At 65.4% G+C, this 18,352-nt stretch carries 18 protein-coding genes and 1 pseudogene; 13 read left to right on the forward strand and 6 right to left on the reverse strand.

The features are described from left to right. Window positions 1-6: 6 nt before the first annotated feature. From AC1DUN_RS20035 to tolA, 5 genes are read left to right on the forward strand one after another with little or no spacing between them, the layout of a single operon-like run. On the forward strand, window positions 7-1,203 hold the full coding sequence (locus tag AC1DUN_RS20035) for a pyridoxal phosphate-dependent aminotransferase (RefSeq protein ID WP_477715505.1): 1,197 nt from the start codon (window positions 7-9) through the stop codon (window positions 1,201-1,203). Next, entirely contained in the window at window positions 1,200-1,634 is a 435-nt protein-coding gene (gene ybgC, locus AC1DUN_RS20040) for a tol-pal system-associated acyl-CoA thioesterase (protein ID WP_477715506.1), read from the forward strand. The genes AC1DUN_RS20035 and ybgC overlap by 4 nt, the downstream gene beginning before the upstream one ends. After that, window positions 1,631-2,323 (forward strand): protein TolQ, encoded by a 693-nt coding sequence (gene tolQ / locus AC1DUN_RS20045; RefSeq protein WP_477664028.1) that lies wholly within the window; start codon window positions 1,631-1,633, stop codon window positions 2,321-2,323. The genes ybgC and tolQ overlap by 4 nt, the downstream gene beginning before the upstream one ends. A 17-nt stretch (window positions 2,324-2,340) precedes the next feature. Next, entirely contained in the window at window positions 2,341-2,781 is a 441-nt protein-coding gene (locus AC1DUN_RS20050; protein ID WP_477715507.1) for a biopolymer transporter ExbD, read from the forward strand. Window positions 2,782-2,805: 24 nt separating this feature from the next. After that, on the forward strand, window positions 2,806-3,720 hold the full coding sequence (gene tolA, locus AC1DUN_RS20055; protein ID WP_477715508.1) for a cell envelope integrity protein TolA: 915 nt from the start codon (window positions 2,806-2,808) through the stop codon (window positions 3,718-3,720). Between the two features lie 64 nt (window positions 3,721-3,784). Here tolA and dnaE read toward each other — a convergent pair whose 3' ends face one another. After that, window positions 3,785-7,267 carry a DNA polymerase III subunit alpha gene (gene dnaE / locus AC1DUN_RS20060; RefSeq protein WP_477715509.1) on the reverse strand — a complete coding sequence of 1,161 codons (3,483 nt, stop codon included), beginning with the start codon at window positions 7,265-7,267 and terminating at the stop codon, window positions 3,785-3,787. A gap of 86 nt (window positions 7,268-7,353) precedes the next feature. Here dnaE and AC1DUN_RS20065 point away from each other — a divergent pair, with 86 nt between their 5' ends. Together AC1DUN_RS20065 and egtB are read left to right on the forward strand one after the other, a co-directional pair. Continuing rightward, window positions 7,354-8,160, forward strand: a complete 807-nt coding sequence (locus AC1DUN_RS20065; RefSeq protein WP_477715510.1) for a sulfurtransferase — start codon at window positions 7,354-7,356, stop codon at window positions 8,158-8,160. Between the two features lie 76 nt (window positions 8,161-8,236). Continuing rightward, window positions 8,237-9,580 (forward strand): ergothioneine biosynthesis protein EgtB, encoded by a 1,344-nt coding sequence (egtB, locus tag AC1DUN_RS20070; protein WP_477715511.1) that lies wholly within the window; start codon window positions 8,237-8,239, stop codon window positions 9,578-9,580. A 12-nt stretch (window positions 9,581-9,592) separates the two neighbouring features. Here egtB and AC1DUN_RS20075 read toward each other — a convergent pair whose 3' ends face one another. From AC1DUN_RS20075 to AC1DUN_RS20095, 5 genes are all read right to left on the reverse strand, one after another. Next, window positions 9,593-10,477, reverse strand: coding sequence for a pirin family protein (locus tag AC1DUN_RS20075; RefSeq protein ID WP_477715512.1), 885 nt, complete (start codon window positions 10,475-10,477; stop codon window positions 9,593-9,595). Continuing rightward, window positions 10,474-10,881, reverse strand: a complete 408-nt coding sequence (locus AC1DUN_RS20080) for an OsmC family protein (protein ID WP_477715513.1) — start codon at window positions 10,879-10,881, stop codon at window positions 10,474-10,476. Before AC1DUN_RS20080 ends, AC1DUN_RS20075 begins: the two co-directional genes overlap by 4 nt. 25 nt (window positions 10,882-10,906) lie before the next feature. Next, entirely contained in the window at window positions 10,907-11,461 is a 555-nt protein-coding gene (locus AC1DUN_RS20085) for a flavodoxin family protein (protein WP_477715514.1), read from the reverse strand. Window positions 11,462-11,566: 105 nt separating this feature from the next. Further along, window positions 11,567-11,962: a DoxX family protein gene (locus AC1DUN_RS20090; protein WP_477715515.1), complete on the reverse strand. Its 396-nt coding sequence runs from the start codon at window positions 11,960-11,962 to the stop codon at window positions 11,567-11,569. 104 nt (window positions 11,963-12,066) lie between these two features. Continuing rightward, complete coding sequence (locus AC1DUN_RS20095; RefSeq protein WP_477715516.1) at window positions 12,067-12,768, reverse strand: pirin family protein; 702 nt, start codon at window positions 12,766-12,768, stop codon at window positions 12,067-12,069. A 118-nt stretch (window positions 12,769-12,886) separates the two neighbouring features. Here AC1DUN_RS20095 and AC1DUN_RS20100 point away from each other — a divergent pair, with 118 nt between their 5' ends. The 6 genes and pseudogenes from AC1DUN_RS20100 to AC1DUN_RS20125 form a co-directional block, all read left to right on the forward strand. Next, complete coding sequence (locus tag AC1DUN_RS20100; RefSeq protein WP_477715517.1) at window positions 12,887-13,831, forward strand: LysR family transcriptional regulator; 945 nt, start codon at window positions 12,887-12,889, stop codon at window positions 13,829-13,831. A 180-nt stretch (window positions 13,832-14,011) separates the two neighbouring features. Further along, complete coding sequence (locus AC1DUN_RS20105; protein WP_477715518.1) at window positions 14,012-15,088, forward strand: NAD(P)/FAD-dependent oxidoreductase; 1,077 nt, start codon at window positions 14,012-14,014, stop codon at window positions 15,086-15,088. Window positions 15,089-15,108: 20 nt separating this feature from the next. Continuing rightward, window positions 15,109-15,999: a tRNA glutamyl-Q(34) synthetase GluQRS gene (gene gluQRS, locus AC1DUN_RS20110; RefSeq protein ID WP_477715519.1), complete on the forward strand. Its 891-nt coding sequence runs from the start codon at window positions 15,109-15,111 to the stop codon at window positions 15,997-15,999. Continuing rightward, window positions 15,996-16,751 (forward strand): tRNA (guanosine(46)-N7)-methyltransferase TrmB, encoded by a 756-nt coding sequence (gene trmB, locus AC1DUN_RS20115; RefSeq protein WP_477715520.1) that lies wholly within the window; start codon window positions 15,996-15,998, stop codon window positions 16,749-16,751. The genes gluQRS and trmB overlap by 4 nt, the downstream gene beginning before the upstream one ends. Next, entirely contained in the window at window positions 16,752-17,696 is a 945-nt protein-coding gene (locus AC1DUN_RS20120) for an RluA family pseudouridine synthase (RefSeq protein ID WP_477715521.1), read from the forward strand. A 497-nt stretch (window positions 17,697-18,193) separates the two neighbouring features. After that, window positions 18,194-18,325, forward strand: a pseudogene (locus AC1DUN_RS20125) (ESPR domain-containing protein); the annotation flags it as partial. Window positions 18,326-18,352: the final 27 nt, after the last annotated feature.

The raw sequence follows: 18,352 nt of genomic DNA on the forward strand, positions 1-18,352 counted from the left end.
CCTGCCGTGAAAATCGCCCGGCGGGCTCAACGCATTGAGCCGTTTTATGTCATGGAGGTCGCCAAGGCGGCCTCGGCGCTGGCGCAGGAATTCGCCCACAGCGACCGGCCCATGATCTTCCTGAACATCGGCGAGCCCGACTTCACCGCGCCGCCCCTGGTGCAGGAGGCCGCCGCCCGCGCGATCTCGCAGGGCAACACGCAGTACACCCAGGCCACCGGCCTGCCGGCGCTGCGCGAGCGCATCAGCGCCTGGTACGCCGCGCGTTTCGGCGCTCAAGTCGCGCCCGGCCGCATCATCATCACGGCGGGCGCCTCGGCCGCGCTGCAGCTGGCCTGCCTGGCGCTGATCGAGGCCGGCGACGAAATCCTGATGCCCGACCCCAGCTATCCCTGCAACCGGCATTTCGTCAGCGCCGCCGAAGGCAATGCGGTGCTGGTGCCGGCCACCGCGGCCGAACGCTTCCAGCTCACCCGCGAAAAGGTCGAGGCCGCCTGGAAGCCGCAAACACGCGGCGTGCTGCTGGCCTCGCCCTCCAACCCCACCGGCACCTCCATCGCGCCCGAAGAACTCCAGCGCATCCACGAGTTCGTGCACGGCCGCGGCGGCATCACGCTGATCGACGAGATTTACCTGGGCCTGAGCTACGAAGAGCATTTCGGCCATTCGGCCCTGGCCATGCCCGGCGAGCTGGGCCAGAGCGTGATCAGCATCAACAGCTTCAGCAAATACTTCAACATGACCGGCTGGCGCCTGGGCTGGCTGGTGGTGCCCGAAGCACTGGCGCCGGTGATAGAGCGCATCGCGCAAAACCTCTTCATCTGCCCCAGCACCGTGGCCCAGCATGCGGCGCTGGCCTGCTTCGAGCCCGAAAGCCTGCGGGAATACGAACGCCGCCGCGCCGAATTCAAGGCGCGCCGCGACTACTTCATTCCCGAACTGAACCGCCTGGGCCTGACGGTGCCGGTGATGCCCGACGGCGCCTTCTACGCCTATGCCGACTGCACCCGGGCCGCCGCGCGCCTGGGCGTGAGCGGCAGCTGGGACTTCGCGTTCGAGCTCATGAAGCGCGCCCACCTGGCCGTCACGCCGGGCCGCGATTTCGGCCACGCGGCGCCCGAACAATTCATCCGCTTTTCCACGGCCAACTCCATGGCGCAGCTGCAGGAAGCCGTGGCCAGGCTCAAGGCAGTGCTGGCATGAGCGCAGGCGCGCGGGTTTTCAGCTGGCCTTTGCGGGTCTATTGGGAAGACACCGACGCGGGCGGTATCGTCTTTTACGCAAACTACCTGAAATTTTTTGAACGTTCGCGCACCGAATGGCTCAGATCACTCGGTATTGAACAGCAGCGCCTGCGGGAAAGCACGGGCGGTATCTTCGTGGTGGCGGAAACCAGCATCCGTTACCATCGTTCCGCCCGGCTGGACGATGAACTGATTGTTACGGCAAGCCTGGTCGAAGCCGGCCGTGCGTCCATGATAATCAGCCAGCAGGTGCTATTAAAAACAGAGCAGGCACCCTTGCTCTGCGAAGGAACCATCAGGATCGGCTGGGTCGACGCCGCCAGCCTTCAGCCACGGCGCATTCCGGCTTCCATTCTTGACAGCTTAAAAACCGATACGGCCACAACATGAACCAAGACCTGTCCATCGTCAGCCTCATCCTCAACGCCAGCTGGGTCGTGCAGGCCGTCGTGGCGCTGCTGGTCGGCGTGTCCATCGCCAGCTGGGCCGCGATCTTCCGCAAGATCGTCGCACTCAAGCGCGTGCAGAAACTCAACGACGAATTCGACCGCGAGTTCTGGTCGGGCACCAGCCTGAACGACCTCTTCGCCGGCGCCGCGCAAAACGCCAAACATTCGGGTGCGATGGAGCGGATTTTTGCCAGCGGCATGCGTGAATACCAGAAGCTGCGCGAGCGCCACATCACCGACCCCGGCACGCTGCTGGACGGCGCGCGGCGCGCCATGCGCGCGAGCTACCAGCGCGAACTCGACGCCATCGAGTCCAACCTGTCCTTCCTGGCCACCGTCGGCTCGGTATCGCCTTACGTGGGCCTGTTCGGCACGGTCTGGGGCATCATGCACGCCTTCACCGGCCTGGCGGCCCTGGAGCAGGTCACGCTGGCCACGGTGGCGCCCGGCATTGCCGAGGCACTGGTGGCCACCGCCATCGGCCTGTTCGCGGCGATTCCGGCCGTCGTCGCCTACAACCGCTTCTCGCACGACATAGACCGCGTCGCCAACCGGCTGGAGACTTTCATCGAAGAGTTCTCCAATATCCTGCAGCGCAACCTGGGCGCGCACTCGCCTTCCGGCCACTGAGCTACGAGGAGACAGCGATGCCAGCAGTCAATTCCCGCCGGGGCCGCGGCCGGCGCACCATCAGCGAGATCAACATGGTGCCCTTCATCGACGTGATGCTGGTGCTGCTCATCATCTTCATGGTGACGGCGCCGCTGATCACGCCCAGCATGATCGCGCTGCCCAAGGTCGGCCGGGCGCCCAGCCAGCCGCAAAACCCGGTGCAGATCCAGATCAGCAAGGACGAAGCCGTGCAGATCAAGATCAAGACCGACAGCGTGCCCAGCAATGTGCGCAACGTCGCGGCCGATATCGCAAAACTGGAGCCGGGCGTGAAGGCCGAGGGCGCGCAGGCCGTGCCCGTGGTCATCAGCGCCGACAAATCCATCAAGTACGAAACCGTGGTCCAGGTCATGGACAACCTGCAAAAAGCCGGTGTCTCGCGCGTGGGCCTGTCGGTGCAGACTGGCAGCAAGTAGCCGCCAGGCCGCCCGGAGTTCGCCATGCCCAGCGCCGCAGACCGCCTAGACTTCCTCCCGCCCCGGGACGGCGGGTCGGGCCGTGCCTTCGCGCTGGCGCTGCTCGCCCATGCCCTGCTGATCGCCGCCCTGACCTGGGGCGTCAGCTGGAAGCGCAGCACCCCGGACGTCGCCTTTCAGGCCGAGCTGTGGACCAACGTTCCGGCCCAGCAGGCCGCGCCCAAACCGGTCGAAGTACCCACGCCGCCCCCTCCCCCACCAACGCCCACCCCGGAAGCCAGGACGCCACCGCCGCCGCCCGCGCCCAAGGTGGACATTGCGCTGGAGCAGGAAAAGAAACGCAAGCTCGCGCAGGAACAAAAGCAGGCGGAAGCCGAGCGCCTGAAAGAAAAGCAGAAGGCTGAGCTGCAGGCCCAGAAAGACAAAGAGCTGGAAAAACAAAAAGCCGCCGACAAGAAGGCCAAGGAAGAGCTGGCCAAACGCAAGGCCGCGGAAGACGCCAAAAAACTCGAAGCCCAGAAGGACAACAAGGACGCCGCCCAGCAAAAAGCGGCCCAGGCCGCCGCTGAAAAACTGCGCCAGGAAAACCTGCGCCGTATCACCGGCATGGCCGGCGCCACCGGCGATGCGGAATCCAAGGGCACGGCGCAAAAATCCAGCGGCGGATCCACGACCTATGGCGCCATCGTCAGGGCGGCGATCAGGCCGAATATTGTGTTTGCCCAGGAAGTGGAAGGCAATCCGATTGCCAAGGTAGAAGTGCGCATGACACTGGACGGCACCATCATCAGCCAGCGCCTGGTTCAATCCAGCGGCAACAAGGCCTGGGATGAGGCAGCGATCAACGCCATCATCCGCACCCGGGTCATGCCCAAGGACGTCGACGGCCGGATTCCGGACACCATCCTGATTCTGGAAATGCGCGCCAAAAACTACTAGCGGCTGGAAATGAACTCCGGCTCACCGCGCATGCACTTTGGCATGGCGGCGGGCAAAGGCGGCATCACTCGTAAACAATCTGCACCAGCCCCTTGTCGGCCTGCGCCATCCAGCTGGCCAGCGCCGCATCGGTGGGGAAAAACCTGGCGGCCTCGCCCAGGTGCAGCTCGGCCGTCGCGCCGCCTATCTCGTTTTGCCGCCTGAGGCTCAGGCGCACCGGCAGGCCGCGGCTGATCTCGCCCTGCTCCGACATTTCACGACGCGGCGGGAAGTCCCTGACCATGCGCGAGATGTCGGGCGCGCTGCCGTTGACGGCCACGCGCAGGTACTTGCCGAACTTGCAGCGCGCGGTTTCCAGGTCCCACACCTGCGTGACCTTGAAGCGGCGCCCGAAGCGCTCGGACGCGCCCTGCAGCGTGCCCTGCACGATCACCAGTTCGTCGTCCTTGAGCAGGTTGCGGTTGGCGTTGAACAGCGCCTCGTCGACCGAGGCCTCGAGCACGTCGGTCTTGTCGTCAAGCTTGAAGATGATCAGCTTGCCGCGGTTGCCGTTGATGATGCGCAGGTCGCTCAGGATGGCGGCCAGCAGTTGCGGTTCGCGCGAGTCGATCAGGTCCTCGATCTTGCGTTTGGCGAACTGGCGCACCTCGGTCTCCACCTCGTCGAACAAATGGCCCGAGAGGTAAAAGCCGATCGCGGTTTTTTCCTGCACCAGGCGCGCCTTCACGCCGAAGGGCATGGCCTCCACCAGCGGCGGTTCCTGGGTGCTGGCGGCGTGCGAGTCGCTCATGTCGAACAATCCGCCCTGGTTGGCGTTGGCCTCGGTCGCGGCGGCGAACTCAAAAGCACGGTCCACCGAGGCCAGCAGCGAGGCGCGGTTGAGCTGCAGGTTGTCGAAGGCGCCGCCCTTGATCAGGGCTTCCACCGTGCGCTTGTTCAGGCGGCTGCGGTCCACGCGCACGCAAAAATCGTAGAGCGAGGTAAAGGGGCCGCCCTCCTTGCGCGCCGCGACAATCGCGGCAATCGCCTGCTGGCCCGTGCCCTTGACGGCGCCCAGGCCGTAACGCACCGAGGTCGCGCTGATGGGCTCGAAGCGGTAGTCGCCGCGGTTGATGTCGGGCGACTCGAACTGTATGCCCATCTTCTGCGCGTCGCCGAACAGCACCTTGAGCTTGTCGGTGTCGTCCATTTCCACCGTCATGTTGGCGGCGAAGAATTCGGCGGTGTAGTGCACCTTGAGCCAGGCCGTGTGGTAGGCCAGCAGCGCATAGGCGGCGGAGTGCGACTTGTTGAAGCCGTAGCCCGCAAATTTTTCCATCAGGTCGAAGACCTCGTCGGCTTTCTCCAGGCTCAGGCCACCCTCGCCCGCGCCCTTGCGGAACACCTCGCGCTGCGCGTCCATCTCCTCTTTTTTCTTCTTGCCCATGGCGCGGCGCAGCAAGTCGGCGCCGCCCAGCGAGTAGCCGCCCAGGATCTGCGCGGTCTGCATCACCTGCTCCTGGTAGACCATGATGCCGTAGGTCTCTTCGAGAATGGCCTTGACGCGCGGGTCCGGGTATTCGGGCACTTCCTTGCCCTGCTTGCGCGCGATATAGGTCGGGATCAGTTCCATGGGCCCCGGCCGATACAGCGCATTCATCGCGATCAGGTCTTCCAGGCGGTCCGGCTTGGCGTCTTTCAGCATGCGCTGCATGCCGATACTTTCAAACTGGAACACGGCTTCGGTCTGGCCCCGGCCGAAAAGCTCGTAGACCTTGCGGTCGTTGAGCGGCAGGTCTTCGAACTTGAAGTCTTTCTGGGCCGGGTGGCGCGCGATGATGAACTCCCTGGCGATCTCCAGGATGGTCAGGGTGGCCAGGCCCAAAAAGTCGAACTTGACGAGGCCAATGGCCTCCACATCGTCCTTGTCGAACTGGCTCACCGCGGAGTCGCTGCCCGGCTGGGCGTAAAGCGGGCAGAAATCGGTCAGCTTGCTGGGCGCGATCAGCACGCCCCCGGCGTGCATGCCGACGTTGCGGGTCAGGCCCTCGAGTTTCTGCGCGAGTGCCAGCAGGGTTTGAACGTCCTCTTCCTTGCGCTCGCGCTCGGCGAGCACGGGCTCCTGCTCTTTCGCCTGTTCAATCGTGATGTGCTGGCCCGGCTTGTTGGGGATGAGCTTGGAAATGCCGTCGCAAAAGCCGTAGGGAAAATCCAGCACCCGGCCCACGTCGCGGATGGCGGCGCGCGCCGCCATGGTGCCGAAGGTCACGATCTGGCTCACCGCGTCCTTGCCGTATTTATCCTTCACGTAATCGATCACGCGGTCGCGGTTGCTCTGGCAGAAGTCGATGTCGAAGTCGGGCATGGACACCCGCTCCGGGTTCAGGAAGCGCTCGAACAGCAGGTTGTACTGCAGCGGGTCCAGGTCGGTGATCTTGAGCGAATAGGCCACCAGCGAACCCGCGCCGGAGCCCCGGCCCGGTCCGACCGGGCAGCCGTTGTTTTTGGCCCAGTTGATGAAGTCGCCCACGATCAGGAAGTAGCCGGGAAAGCCCATCTTGAGGATGGTGTTGATCTCGAACTCCAGCCGCTTGACGTACTCGGGCCGCTTCTGGTCGCGCACGGCCACATCGCGGTACAGGTGGGCCAGGCGCTCTTCCAGGCCTTCAAACGAGGCCTGGCGGAAATACTCGTCGATGGGCATGCGCACGCCACCCACTTCGGGCGTCGGGTAGTCGGGCAGCATGGGCTTGCCCAGCTCCAGCGTGAGGTTGCAGCGCTTGGCGATCTCCAGCGTGTTGGCCAGGGCCGTGGGCACGTCGGCGAACAGCGCCTGCATCTGCCCGGCCGACTTGAAGTACTGCTCGCGCGTGAACTTGCGAACGCGCCGCGTGTTGCCCAGGATCTCGCCTTCCGAGATGCAGACGCGCGCTTCATGCGCCTCGTAATCGTCATAGGTCAGGAACTGCACGGGGTGGGTGGCCACCACGGGCAGCTTGAGCCGCGCCGCCAGCTGGACGGCGGCGGCCACATGGCGCTCGTCGTCGGGCCGCTGGGCGCGCTGCAGTTCCAGGTAGAAGCGGTGCGGGAACAGGCCCGCGAAATACAGCGCACATTCCGCGGCGCGGGCGCTGTCGCCCTGCAGCAGGGCCTGGCCCACGGAGCCGCCCTGCGCGCCCGACAGCGCGATCAGGCCTTCGCCCAGCTCCTGCAGCCACTCGAGCTTGACCACCGCCTGGTCGCGCACCACGTTCTTGGTCCAGGCGCGCGTGAGGATCTCGGACAGGTTCAGGTAGCCCTGGCGGCTTTGCACCAGCAGCAGCAGGCGGGCGGCGGGTGTGCCGGCGTCCTTGCCCGGCACCTGCACCCAGATGTCGGCGCCTATCAGGGGCTTGACGCCCGCGCCGCGGGTTTCCTTGTAAAACTTGACGGTGCCGAAGAGGTTGCTCAGGTCGGTGATGGCCAGCGCCGGTTGCCCGTCTGCGGCCGCGGCGGCCACGACTTCATCGATGCGGTTGGTGCCGTCGACGACGGAAAATTCGGTGTGGAGGCGCAAATGAACAAACATAAAGCCCATTTTAGGGCCGGGTCTGTCCGCTCAGGCGCCATGGGGCAGTGCAAGGCCTTGCATGCCTGCCTACAATCAATCGCATCATGCAAATCCTGAACATTGCGGCCTACAAGTTTGTCGCGCTGGCCCAGCCCGAAGTGCTGCAAACCAGCCTGGCGGGCAGGCTGCGGGGCCATGCCATCAAGGGCACGGTGCTGCTGGCCGAAGAAGGCATCAACCTCTTCCTGGCGGGCCCGGCCGGCGATATTCATGATTTTTTGGCATGGTTGAAACAGGATGCGCGTTTTGCCGACTTGCAGGCCAAGGAAAGCTGGTCCGGCGCCCAGCCCTTTCGCAAGCTGCTGGTCAAGGTCAAGCCCGAAATCATCCGCATGAACCACCCGGCCGTGCAGCCCGCGGCCGGCCGCGCGCCGGCGGTGGACGCCGCCACGCTCAAGCGCTGGCTGGACGCGGGACACGACGACACGGGCCGTCCCGTGGTGACGCTGGACACGCGTAACGACTTTGAAGCCGACGTCGGCACCTTCCACAACGCCATCGACTGGCGTATCCGCAAGTTCACCGAGTTTCCCGAGGCCCTGCAGGCGCACAAACAGGAGCTGGCCGGCAAGACCGTGGTGAGCTTTTGCACCGGCGGCATACGCTGCGAAAAGGCCGCCATCCTGATGCGCGAAGCCGGGGTGGAGAACGTCTGGCAGCTGGACGGCGGCATCCTCAAGTACTTCGAGGAAAGCGGGCATGCGCATTTTGACGGCGAATGTTTTGTCTTTGACGAACGCCGCGCGCTGGACCCAGCGCTCAAACCCCAGGTCAACCCGCCCGTGAAGCCTTTGAATTCGCCGCCTTCTGCACGCAGGCCCGAGGTTCTCGGGCTCTTGTCCGACAGCTGAGCCCAAAACCCCGTGCGAAGCTTTTGAGTCGTTCGCATCCACGTCCGCCAACCGTCTCTTTTTTACGGTAGCCACCATGCCCACAGACACCTCCCCCGCACGCCAGCAGGCCGCCCACGCATCCCTGTCTCCGCTCGCCAGGCGCTTTGTCGCCCTGCGCCAGCAGACCGAGGCGCTGATACAGCCCCTGAGCCCGGAAGACTGCCAGCTGCAGTCCATGCCCGACGCCAGCCCGGCCAAATGGCATCTGGCTCACCTGACCTGGTTTTTTGAGACCTTTATCCTCGAACGCTTTGAGCCCGGTTTCATGCCTTTTGACGCCGGCTTTCGTGTGCTGTTCAACAGCTATTACAACGGCGTGGGCGACAAATACCCGCGGCCCAAGCGCGGCCTGATCAGCCGGCCCTCGCTGGACGAAGTGCTGGCCTACCGCGCGCAGGTCAACCAGCGCATGCTGGCGGTGATAGACGCGGTGGAGGCCGGCGCCGACAGCGCGCGGCGGCGGGAACTCACCGAACTCGTAACCCTGGGCCTGCACCACGAGCAGCAGCACCAGGAATTGCTGCTGACCGACATCAAGCACGCACTGTCCTTCAACCCCGCACGCCCGGCCTATGCAAGCCGCTGGCCGCTGGCCGGCATACACCCGCAGCCGGTGGAATGGCTGCGCCATGAGGCCGGCCTGGTGGAGCATGGCTACGATGCCGCGCGCGACGGCGAATTCGCCTTTGACAATGAAACGCCGCGCCACAAGGCCTATGTGGTGGCCTTTGAACTGGCCAGCCGGCCGGTGACCAACGGCGAGATCATGGCCTTTATCGCCGACAAGGGCTACCAGCGTCCCGAGCTGTGGCTGTCCATGGGCTGGGATTGGGTCACGGAAAACAAGGTCAGCCTGCCCTTTTACTGGCAAGGTGGCGAGGGTGGTGAGGGCGGCTACCAGCACTTCACGCTGCAAGGCCTGATAGACGTGGACCCGAACACACCGGCCTGCCACCTCAGTTATTTTGAAGCCGACGCTTTCGCGCGCTGGGCCGGCGCCCGCCTGCCGACCGAGTTTGAATGGGAGCTCGCCGCGCGCGGCCTGCCGGCAGGCGCCGCGCCCCAGGGCAACTTTGTGGAGACCTCGGCCTTCCATCCGCTGCCGCAGCAGGAGGGCAGCCGCGGCCTGCCCGCGCAGATGTTCGGCGACGTCTGGGAATGGACGCAGTCCAACTACAACCCCTACCCCGGCTACAAGCCCTGGGAAGGCCTGGTCGGCGAGTACAACGGCAAATTCATGTGCAACCAGTTTGTGCTGCGCGGCGGCTCCTGCGCCACGCCGCAAAGCCATATGCGCGCAAGCTACCGCAACTTCTTTCCGCCCGATGCGCGCTGGCAGTTCAGCGGCCTGCGGCTGGCGCGCGACCTGCGAAGCTGATCGAACGCGGACTCAGCTCGCCGAGAATTTCCGCTCAGGCAGCGGAATGAACTCGGTCTCACCGGGCACCTGGCCCATGGCCTGCGCTTCCCAGTCTTCGCTGGCCTGCACGATGCGCTCCTTGCGGCTGGAGACAAAGTTCCACCACATGAAGCGGTGCGCATCGAGCGCATCGCCGCCTATCACCACCAGGCGGGTTGGCACACTCGCGCTCAATTGCACCGCCGCGCCGGGCGCCAGCGTCGCCAGGGTGTGCATGGCCAGGGGCTCACCGTCCACCATCAGGTCGCCATCCACCGAATAAATCGCCATCTGCTCCGCGAGTGACGGCAGCATGAAGGGCACGCCAGCGGCCAGGGCCACGTCCAGGTACAGCGTCTTGGAAAAAGTCTTGACCGGCGAAGTCTTTCCGAAAGCCTCGCCGATCAGGACGCGCACCGCGGCGCCGTCCACCGTGGTGGCCGGAATGGTCTCGGCCGGCGTGTGCGAAAAGCCGGGCGCCGTTTCTTCAAACTCTTTCGGCAGGGCCGCCCACAGCTGCAGGCCGTGGTTCACGTAAGACCTGCCGCGCAGGTCTTCGGGTGCGCGCTCCGAATGCACGATGCCGCGGCCGGCCGTCATCCAGTTGATGGCACCGGGCTCTATGCGCTGGGCCGAGCCCAGGCTGTCGCGGTGCATCATCGCGCCCTCGAACAAATAGGTCACCGTCGCCAGGCCGATGTGCGGATGCGGCCGCACGTCGTGGTTGGTGCCGGGCTGCTCGGTCACCGGGCCGAAGTGGTCAAAAAAGATAAAGGGGCCGACCGACTGCTGCTGCGCGGCGGGCAGCAGGCGGCGCACCATAAAGCCGCCGCCCAGGTCTTTGTGGTGGCCGGTCAGTTTCAACACGGTGCTCATGGCAGGCGCTCCAGTTCGGTGGTGATTTCGGTCGTGACGGTGGTCATAAGTTTGTGCACCGGGCATTTCTGCGCCACGGCGTGCAGTTCCTGCAGCTGGGCGTCGCTCAGGGCGCCCTTGATCTGCAGCCTGGCCGAGAGTTTGTAGACGCCGCTGCGCTCCTGCGAGTCATCGCGCTCTATGCGTGTGTGGACATCCTCGACCGGGATGCCTTTTTTGCGGGCGTACCACATCACGGTCAGGGCCTTGCAGGCGCCGAGCGCCGCGTCGTAAAGGTCGTGCGGGCTGGGGCCGCTGTCGGCGCCGCCTTCGGCTTCGCTGACGTCGGCGCTGAAGGCATGGCTGCGCACATGCACCTGCTGGGCCACGGCCGCACTGAGGTCTCGCTGGAGTTCTATGGTCATGGGATTCCTGTGGGCAAGGAAAAAATCAGGCGGCGAATTTCGCGGCGACGGCCGCGACACGCGCGCCGAAGCTGCGCGCGGTTTCCAGATCGCCGGCCGACATCTCGCCGGCGCCGGCATCGGAGGGCGACTGCGCGATGGCGCCGCTGTAGGAGCCCAGGTAGTTGGCGTCGTTGCGCAGCGCGGCCTTGCTGTTGCTGGGCAGCATGCCCTGGCTGACCCAGATGCCGCCGTGCTGCATGGCCAGGGTGAACAGGTAGTTCAGCGTGGACAGCTTGTCGCCGTTCATCGCGGCGCTGTTGGTGAAGCCGGCGAAGAGCTTGTCTTTCCAGGCCTGGCTGTACCAGGGCTTGGAGGAGGCGTCGGCGAACTTCTTGAACTGCCAGCTCACATTGCCCATGTAGGTGGGCGAGCCCATGATGATGGCGTCGGCGGCATTGAGCGTCTCCCAGCCGCCTTCGGGCAGGTTGCCGTCGGCGTCTATGGCCAGCAGCTCGGCGCCGGCGCCTGCCGCCACCGACTGCGCCATGCGCTGGGTGTGGCCGTAGCCGGAGTGGTAAATCACGACAACTTTGGGCATTCAGGTTCTTTCGCGGGAATGGAAAAGGAAAGACGAAATTCGGGACAGGTAAAAAAGGGCTGCAGCCCGGGCGTGAAACCCTTCGCTGCAGCCCCGCTTGGTAGATCAGCCTTTGCGCTGGCCGTCCAGGCTCCAGGCGCCGCCGCCGAAAGCCGCGATGCTGAAGAGGCCACCGGCGATGGCCATGTTCTTGAAGAACATCATCTGCTGCGTGGGGTCGGTCCAGAACGCATGGAAGATGCAGGTGATGACGACCGTGAAGACGCCGATGGCCAGCGCGGCCCAGCGCGTCTGGAAGCCCACGGCCAGAAGAATGCCCAGGCCCAGTTCCACCACGATGGCGATGGCGGCGGCGACTTCAGGCAGGGGCACGCCCTTGGACGCGATGTATCCCACAGTACCCGTGAAACCAGCGATCTTGCTGAAGCCGGCAGGCACAAACAGCAGGGCTATCAGCAGGCGGCCAATCAGGGAGAGGGGGTTTTGCAGGGAATTAAGCATGGTGAGTCCTTCTAAGTAAAGTTAACGGGGAAATCATGGATGAAAAAAACACTCTGGGCAAGCGCCGTGCGCTCATGCGCATGCGCGCTCGCCCTGGGTGTGGGTTACGGTGCCAGGTCAAACACCAGCACTTCAGCGTCCCGGCCATGGGCCAGCTGCAGCATGGCTTGCGATTGCAGCATGGCGGCATCGCCGGCCTTGAGCACCTGGCCGTTGACTTCGAGCTGCCCACGGACCAGGTGCACATAGGTCTTGCGCGCCGCACTCAGTTCCAGCGTGGCACTTTCCGCGCCGTCGAAGAGGCCCGCATACAGCCTCGCATCGGCGTGGATCAACACCGAGCCCTTGGCGCCGTCGGGTGAGGCCACCAGGCGCAGGGCGCCGCGTTTTTCGGCGTCAGCAAAGGTCTTTTGCTCATAGCTTGGGGGAATGCCGGTCACATTGGGCTCTATCCAGATCTGCAGGAAGTGCGTGGTCTGGCCGTCCGCATGGTTGAACTCGCTGTGCTGCACACCCGTGCCGGCGCTCATGCGCTGCACGTCGCCAGGCGGGATGCCCTTGATGTTGCCCAGGCTGTCCTTGTGCGCGAGTTCACCGCTCAGCACATAGCTGATGATTTCCATGTTCTGGTGGCCGTGCGTGCCGAAGCCGCGGCCGGCCGCGATGCGATCCTCATTGATGACGCGCAGGTTGCCAAAGCCCATGTGAGCCGGGTCGTAGTAGCCGGCGAAGGAAAAGGAATGGAAGGACTTGAGCCAGCCGTGGTCTGCGTAGCCGCGTTCGCTGGAGTTTCTTAAGGTCATCATGAGGTGCTCCTTTCGAGCTGGTTGAGATGCGTTGCCGATGACTCCAATGTAGGCCTGGGACCCCGGCTTTCCATTGCTTCGCTTTGATGGCATCATTCAAATTATTTGAATCATTCTTATGGCAACGATCAACAACCGGGTACGCGACGCCCTGACGCCCGAAACCCTGAGCCTGATAGGCGCGATCCACAGCGCCGGCAGCATGGCGGCCGCGGCACGCGAGCTGGGCCTGGTGCCCAGCGCCCTGACCTACCGGATACGCCAGGTGGAAGATGCGCTGGACGTGCTGCTCTTTGACCGCTCCTCGCGCCAGGCCAAACTGACCGAAGCCGGCAAGGAACTGCTGCGCGAGGGCAACCGCCTGCTGGCCGAACTCGATGCCGTGGCCAACCGGGTCAAGCGCGTGGCCACCGGCTGGGAGCCGCAGCTCACGCTGGCGGTGGACAGCGTGATTTCGCGCACCACGGTGATGGAACTGTGCGAGGCTTTTTTTGCGCTGAACCCACCCACCCGGCTGCGCCTGCGCGAAGAGGCGCTGTCGGGCACGCTGGAGGCACTCACGTCGGGCCAGGCCGACCTGGCCCTGGGCGTGGCCATAGAGCCCTCGGCCAATAGCGCGGTGCAGCACAGGGCGCTGGGCAGCATTCATTTCATTTACGCGGTTGCGCCCCACCACCCGCTGGCGCAAGCCCCCGAGCCCCTGACCGACGCCATGCTGATGCCGCATCGCGCCGTGGCCGTGGCCGATTCGGTGCAGCGCGGCAGCGGCGTCACGGTCGGGCTGCTGGGCGGCCAGGACATCTTCACCGTGCCCGGCATGCAGGAAAAACTCCAGGCGCAGCTGCGCGGCCTGGGGGGCGGCTTCCTGCCGGAATACCTGGCACGCCCCCATGTCGCCACCGGCCGGCTGGTGGAAAAACGCATGCAGCGCGCCCCGCGCCAGGTGCCCATGAGTTATGCCTGGCTGCGCGCGCCCGACGGCAAGGAGGGCCGCGCGCTGCAGTGGTGGCTCAAGCAACTGGAGAGCGCGGCCACGCGAAAAGCGCTGCTGGAGCGCATGTGAAAACCCGTAGTCGCTGCGCAATCCGGGCGCGGCGGCCGCGCCTGCGTGTAGAGTGCGCTTAGAGCTTCTTATCGTTTTCGTTTATGGTTCAGACGTGATGACCCAGGCCGGGGGGCCGTGAATTGCCCGCGAAAGCGGCAAGGCGCCTCATTCATCAAACCCAAAAAGCACACACAAGACATGACAAAAAACGCCAGCCTCCCCCTCCCTGAATCCGCGGCCGGCCGCCGCATCGCGGTGATAGGCGCCGGCATCGCCGGCATTGCCTGCGCGCGCACGCTGGCGCAGGCCGGCCACCAGGTCACGGTGTTCGAGAAAAGTCCTGAAGTCGGCGGGCGCATGGCCACCCGGGACAGCGAATTCGGCGGCTTCGACCACGGCGCGCAGTATTTCACCGTGCGCGACGCGCGTTTCGAAAAAGCCCTGGCCACGGTTCCCGGGCTGGTACGGCCGTGGAGCGCCAACACCGTGCGCATCCTCGACGAGCTGGGCCGTGTCGTGGCTTCGGCCCTGCCGCCCAAGGAGGCGCACTGGGTCCCCACGCCGGGCATGAACGCGCTGCTGCGCCAATGGGCCCAGCCCCTGGCGGCCGCGGGCCGCCTGCTGCTGGAGACAGAGGTGCTGCGGCTGGAACGCGACAAGCTGCACCCCGAACAATGGCAGCTGCAGACCGAAGGCCCGGGCGCCGGCAGCCGGGTGCACTCGGGCTTTGACGACGTGGTGCTGGCCCTGCCCTCGCCGCAGGCGCACGCCCTGCTGCTGAGCTCGCAACAAGGCAAGCCGCTGATGGAAGCACTCGCCAAGGTCAGCGTGGCGCCCTGCTGGACGCTGATGCTGGCCTTCCCCCAGGCCATGCAACCCACGATGGCGCACCTGGGCCCCCACTGGAACGCGGCGCGCAGCACCCACCACCGCATCGCCTGGCTGGCGCGCGAGTCATCCAAACCCGGGCGCAGCCCCATTGAACGCTGGACCGTGCAGGCCAGCCCCGACTGGTCGCAGCGCCACCTGGAAGACGACGCCGAACGCGTCAAGGCCAAACTGCTCAAGGCCTTTACCGAAGTCACCGGCATACGCGCGGCGCCGCCCCATGCCGTGGTGCACCGCTGGCGCCACGCCCAGACGCTGCAACCGCTGGGCAAGACCCATGCATGGGACGCCAAGTCCCGCATAGGCGCCTGCGGCGACTGGTGCCTGGGGCATCGCGTCGAAGAGGGCTTTATATCGGGCCTTGAAATGGCTCTTGAACTGGCCTGAACGCCGGGAGCGAAATCGGCGTGGAGGCCGAATACCGGGGCCGCTTCGCCCCTTCTCCGACCGGCCCGCTGCATGCAGGCTCACTCGTGGCCGCCCTGGCCAGCTGGCTGGATGCCCGCGCGCACCAGGGCCGCTGGCTGGTGCGCATCGAGGACGTGGACACGCCGCGCTGCGTGCCCGGCGCCGACCAGACGATTTTTCAGCAACTGGCCCAATGCGGCCTGTTGCCGGACGAGCCGCCCGTCTACCAATCACAGCGCGGCGCGCTGTACCAGCAGGCGCTGGATTCGCTGGTCGCGCGCGGGCTGGCCTACCCCTGCGCCTGCACGCGCCAGGACATCGCCCGCGCACTGGCGGCTTCCGGCCAGCCGCGCGAACGCCATGGCGAACTGGTCTATCCCGGTACCTGCCGCGGTGGCCTGCACGGCCGCCCTGCGCGCGCCTGGCGGCTGGACACGCGAGCCCCCGCGCCCATCGGCTGGCAGGACCGCCTGCTGGGCCCGCAGTCGCAGGACGTGGCCCGCGAAGTGGGCGACTTCGTGCTCAAGCGCGCCGACGGCCTGTGGGCCTACCAGCTGGCCGTGGTGGTCGACGACGCGGCCCAGGGCATTACCGACATCGTGCGCGGCGAGGACCTGGCCGACAACACGGCGCGGCAAATCCTGCTGCAGCGCGCGCTGGGCCTGCCCCAGCCGCGCTACCTGCACACGCCGCTGGTGCTGGGCGCCAACGGCGAAAAACTCTCCAAACAGAACGGCGCGCAGACGCTGGACACTTCCCAGCCGCTGGCCCTGCTGCGCCAGGCCGGCGCGGTGCTGGGCCTGCCATTGCTGGCCAGTGCCGCCACGCCGCAGGACTGGCTGGGGCAGGCCGTGCCCCTATGGGCGGCGCGCCTTAAAATCAGCCGGTGACAGATACAACTTCCCCCACCCCGCCCGCCTCCCTCCCCGCCGAAACGCCAGAAGGCGCCCCCGCCGAGCCGGGCGCCCCGCGCAATATCCGCAGTTTTGTGCGCCGCACCGGCCGCACCACCATCGGCCAGGCCAAGGCCTTTGCCGACGTGGGCCCACAGTTCCTGCTGCCCTATGCGGCGGCGCCGGCGGACTTCGAGGCCATTTACCAGCGTTCGGCCCCCACCATCCTCGAGATAGGTTTTGGCATGGGCGAGGCGACGGCCCACATCGCCGCGCTGATGCCCGAAAAAAACTTCCTGTGCTGCGAGGTCCACACCCCCGGCGTGGGCGCGCTGCTCAAGCGCATCAGCGAGCAAGGCCTGGCCAACATCCGCATCCTTCAGCACGACGCCGTTGAGGTGATAGACAACATGCTCGCGCCGGCCAGCCTGGACGGCGTGCACATCTTTTTTCCCGATCCCTGGCACAAAAAACGGCACAACAAGCGCCGCCTGATCCAGGCGCCGCTGGTTGCCAAGCTGGCCGCCCGCCTCAAACCCGGCGGCTACCTGCACTGCGCCACCGACTGGCAACCCTATGCCGAGCAAATCCTCGAGGTGCTGGGCGCCGAGCCGCTGCTGCGCAACACGGCGGATGCTGCCCAGGGCGGCTACGCGCCCAAGCCGGCCTACCGGCCCCTGACCAAATTCGAAAACCGCGGCATCAAGCTGGGGCACGGCGTCTGGGACGTGGTGTTCACCCGTGTCTGAATGCCCGCCCGTGCCGGCGTGAACGGACAGCCGTCCCATGGGCTGCCGACCCGCGACGGGGTCAGCCCCAGCTGCGTGGGCCTGCCGGCCGGCAACTGGCCCAGCATCACCGACTTCCTGGTGCAGCGCTTTCCCGCGATCACGCGCGAAACCTGGCTGCAACGCATGCGGGACGGCCTGGTGGCCGACGAGTTCGGCGTGCCCGTCACCGCTGAACGGCCCTACCGCGGCCACATGCGCGTCTACTACTACCGCGCGCTGGAGGACGAGCCCCGCGTGCCCTTCGAGGCCAGCGTGCTGTACCAGGACGAGCACCTGGTCGTGGCCGACAAACCCCATTTCCTGCCGGTCACGCCCTCGGGCCACTATGTGCAGGAAACGCTGCTGGTGCGCCTTAAAAACCGCCTGGGCCTGGACGGCCTGGCGCCGCTGCACCGCATAGACCGCGAAACCGCCGGCCTGGTGCTGTTTTCGGTCAGGCCCGCTGACCGGGACGCCTACCAGGCGCTGTTCAGGCGCCACGAGGTGGCCAAACACTACGAGGCCATCGCGCCGTGGCGTGAAGACATTGTTTTTCCGCTGCTTCGCCAAAGCCGCATCGTGCAGGGCGAGCCCTTCTTCCGGCAGCAGGAAGCACCCGGCCCCGCCAACAGCGAGACCCATATCAGCGTGCTGGAGGCCCGTGAGGGCTGGGCCCGCTACGCGCTGAGCCCGGTCACCGGCAAGAAACACCAGCTGCGGGTGCATATGCATGCCCTGGGGATTCCCATCCTCAACGACAGGATTTACCCGCCGGTGCATCCCACGCCCGACGACGACTACAGCCGGCCCCTGCAGCTCCTCGCGAAATCCATGCATTTCACCGACCCGGTCACGGGTCAGCAACGGTCTTTCCAGACGCGTTTGAGCCTGCTGGCAGGCCTGCCCCCGGCAACGGGCGGCTAAACCCCTCGCCTCTTTCCAGCCAAACCGCGGCGCGCGGGGTGCCCATGCCCGCGCGCAGCCGGGCTGCGCCCGCCGGCCGTGATGACGGGCTCCCGGCCTGCCCGTGTCTCCCCATCCCAACGCAGTTTCCCGACTCCACACCCCTGGAAGGCCGGGCGTGAGCCGGATCGCGGTATTAATCCGAAAGTGACGTTTTTCGTGAAATCGGTCACCAAAGATGTCAGGAAAGAGGTGAAAAATCGCGTATTAGTTACATATTGAATCACTTTTCAGGAATCTCTACGTAGAAACCGATATATCTATCGCCTTGTCAGCACGTGATTTTTTCCTCAAAAATCAATCAAATCAATGCTTTACAAGAAACACATCGAAAATTTCAGCATGCTTTTTCCAGGACCTATGGGAGAATCTTGTGAACTAGTTACATCGTTTGTACATATTTTTACAAATAGCACTTAAGCAAACACTACCGGCCACACGCCTGCCCCCACCCCACCATGAACAAGTTCTACCGTACCGTCTACAGCGAGCTTCTGGGCACGTGGGTCGCCGTGTCGGAAATCTCGAGCGCGCGCGGCAAACGCAGCGGATCCAAGGTGGTCCAGGCCGGCGCCGCGGGTGCAGTCCTTGTTGCGGGGCTCTTCGGTGGCGGGGGC

The organism is Polaromonas sp. P4_F6 (assembly GCF_056401275.1).

Coding starts and splice junctions, on each gene's coding strand:
- AC1DUN_RS20075 (WP_477715512.1), bottom strand. CDS start 10,477: ATGAGCACCGTGTTGAAACTGACCGGCCACCACAAAGACCTGGGCGGC.
- AC1DUN_RS20095 (WP_477715516.1), bottom strand. CDS start 12,768: ATGATGACCTTAAGAAACTCCAGCGAACGCGGCTACGCAGACCACGGC.
- AC1DUN_RS20100 (WP_477715517.1), top strand. CDS start 12,887: ATGGCAACGATCAACAACCGGGTACGCGACGCCCTGACGCCCGAAACC.
- tolA (WP_477715508.1), top strand. CDS start 2,806: ATGCCCAGCGCCGCAGACCGCCTAGACTTCCTCCCGCCCCGGGACGGC.
- AC1DUN_RS20090 (WP_477715515.1), bottom strand. CDS start 11,962: ATGCTTAATTCCCTGCAAAACCCCCTCTCCCTGATTGGCCGCCTGCTG.
- AC1DUN_RS20050 (WP_477715507.1), top strand. CDS start 2,341: ATGCCAGCAGTCAATTCCCGCCGGGGCCGCGGCCGGCGCACCATCAGC.
- ybgC (WP_477715506.1), top strand. CDS start 1,200: ATGAGCGCAGGCGCGCGGGTTTTCAGCTGGCCTTTGCGGGTCTATTGG.
- dnaE (WP_477715509.1), bottom strand. CDS start 7,267: ATGTTTGTTCATTTGCGCCTCCACACCGAATTTTCCGTCGTCGACGGC.
- AC1DUN_RS20080 (WP_477715513.1), bottom strand. CDS start 10,881: ATGACCATAGAACTCCAGCGAGACCTCAGTGCGGCCGTGGCCCAGCAG.
- AC1DUN_RS20085 (WP_477715514.1), bottom strand. CDS start 11,461: ATGCCCAAAGTTGTCGTGATTTACCACTCCGGCTACGGCCACACCCAG.
- AC1DUN_RS20065 (WP_477715510.1), top strand. CDS start 7,354: ATGCAAATCCTGAACATTGCGGCCTACAAGTTTGTCGCGCTGGCCCAG.
- egtB (WP_477715511.1), top strand. CDS start 8,237: ATGCCCACAGACACCTCCCCCGCACGCCAGCAGGCCGCCCACGCATCC.
- AC1DUN_RS20105 (WP_477715518.1), top strand. CDS start 14,012: ATGACAAAAAACGCCAGCCTCCCCCTCCCTGAATCCGCGGCCGGCCGC.
- tolQ (WP_477664028.1), top strand. CDS start 1,631: ATGAACCAAGACCTGTCCATCGTCAGCCTCATCCTCAACGCCAGCTGG.
- AC1DUN_RS20120 (WP_477715521.1), top strand. CDS start 16,752: ATGCCCGCCCGTGCCGGCGTGAACGGACAGCCGTCCCATGGGCTGCCG.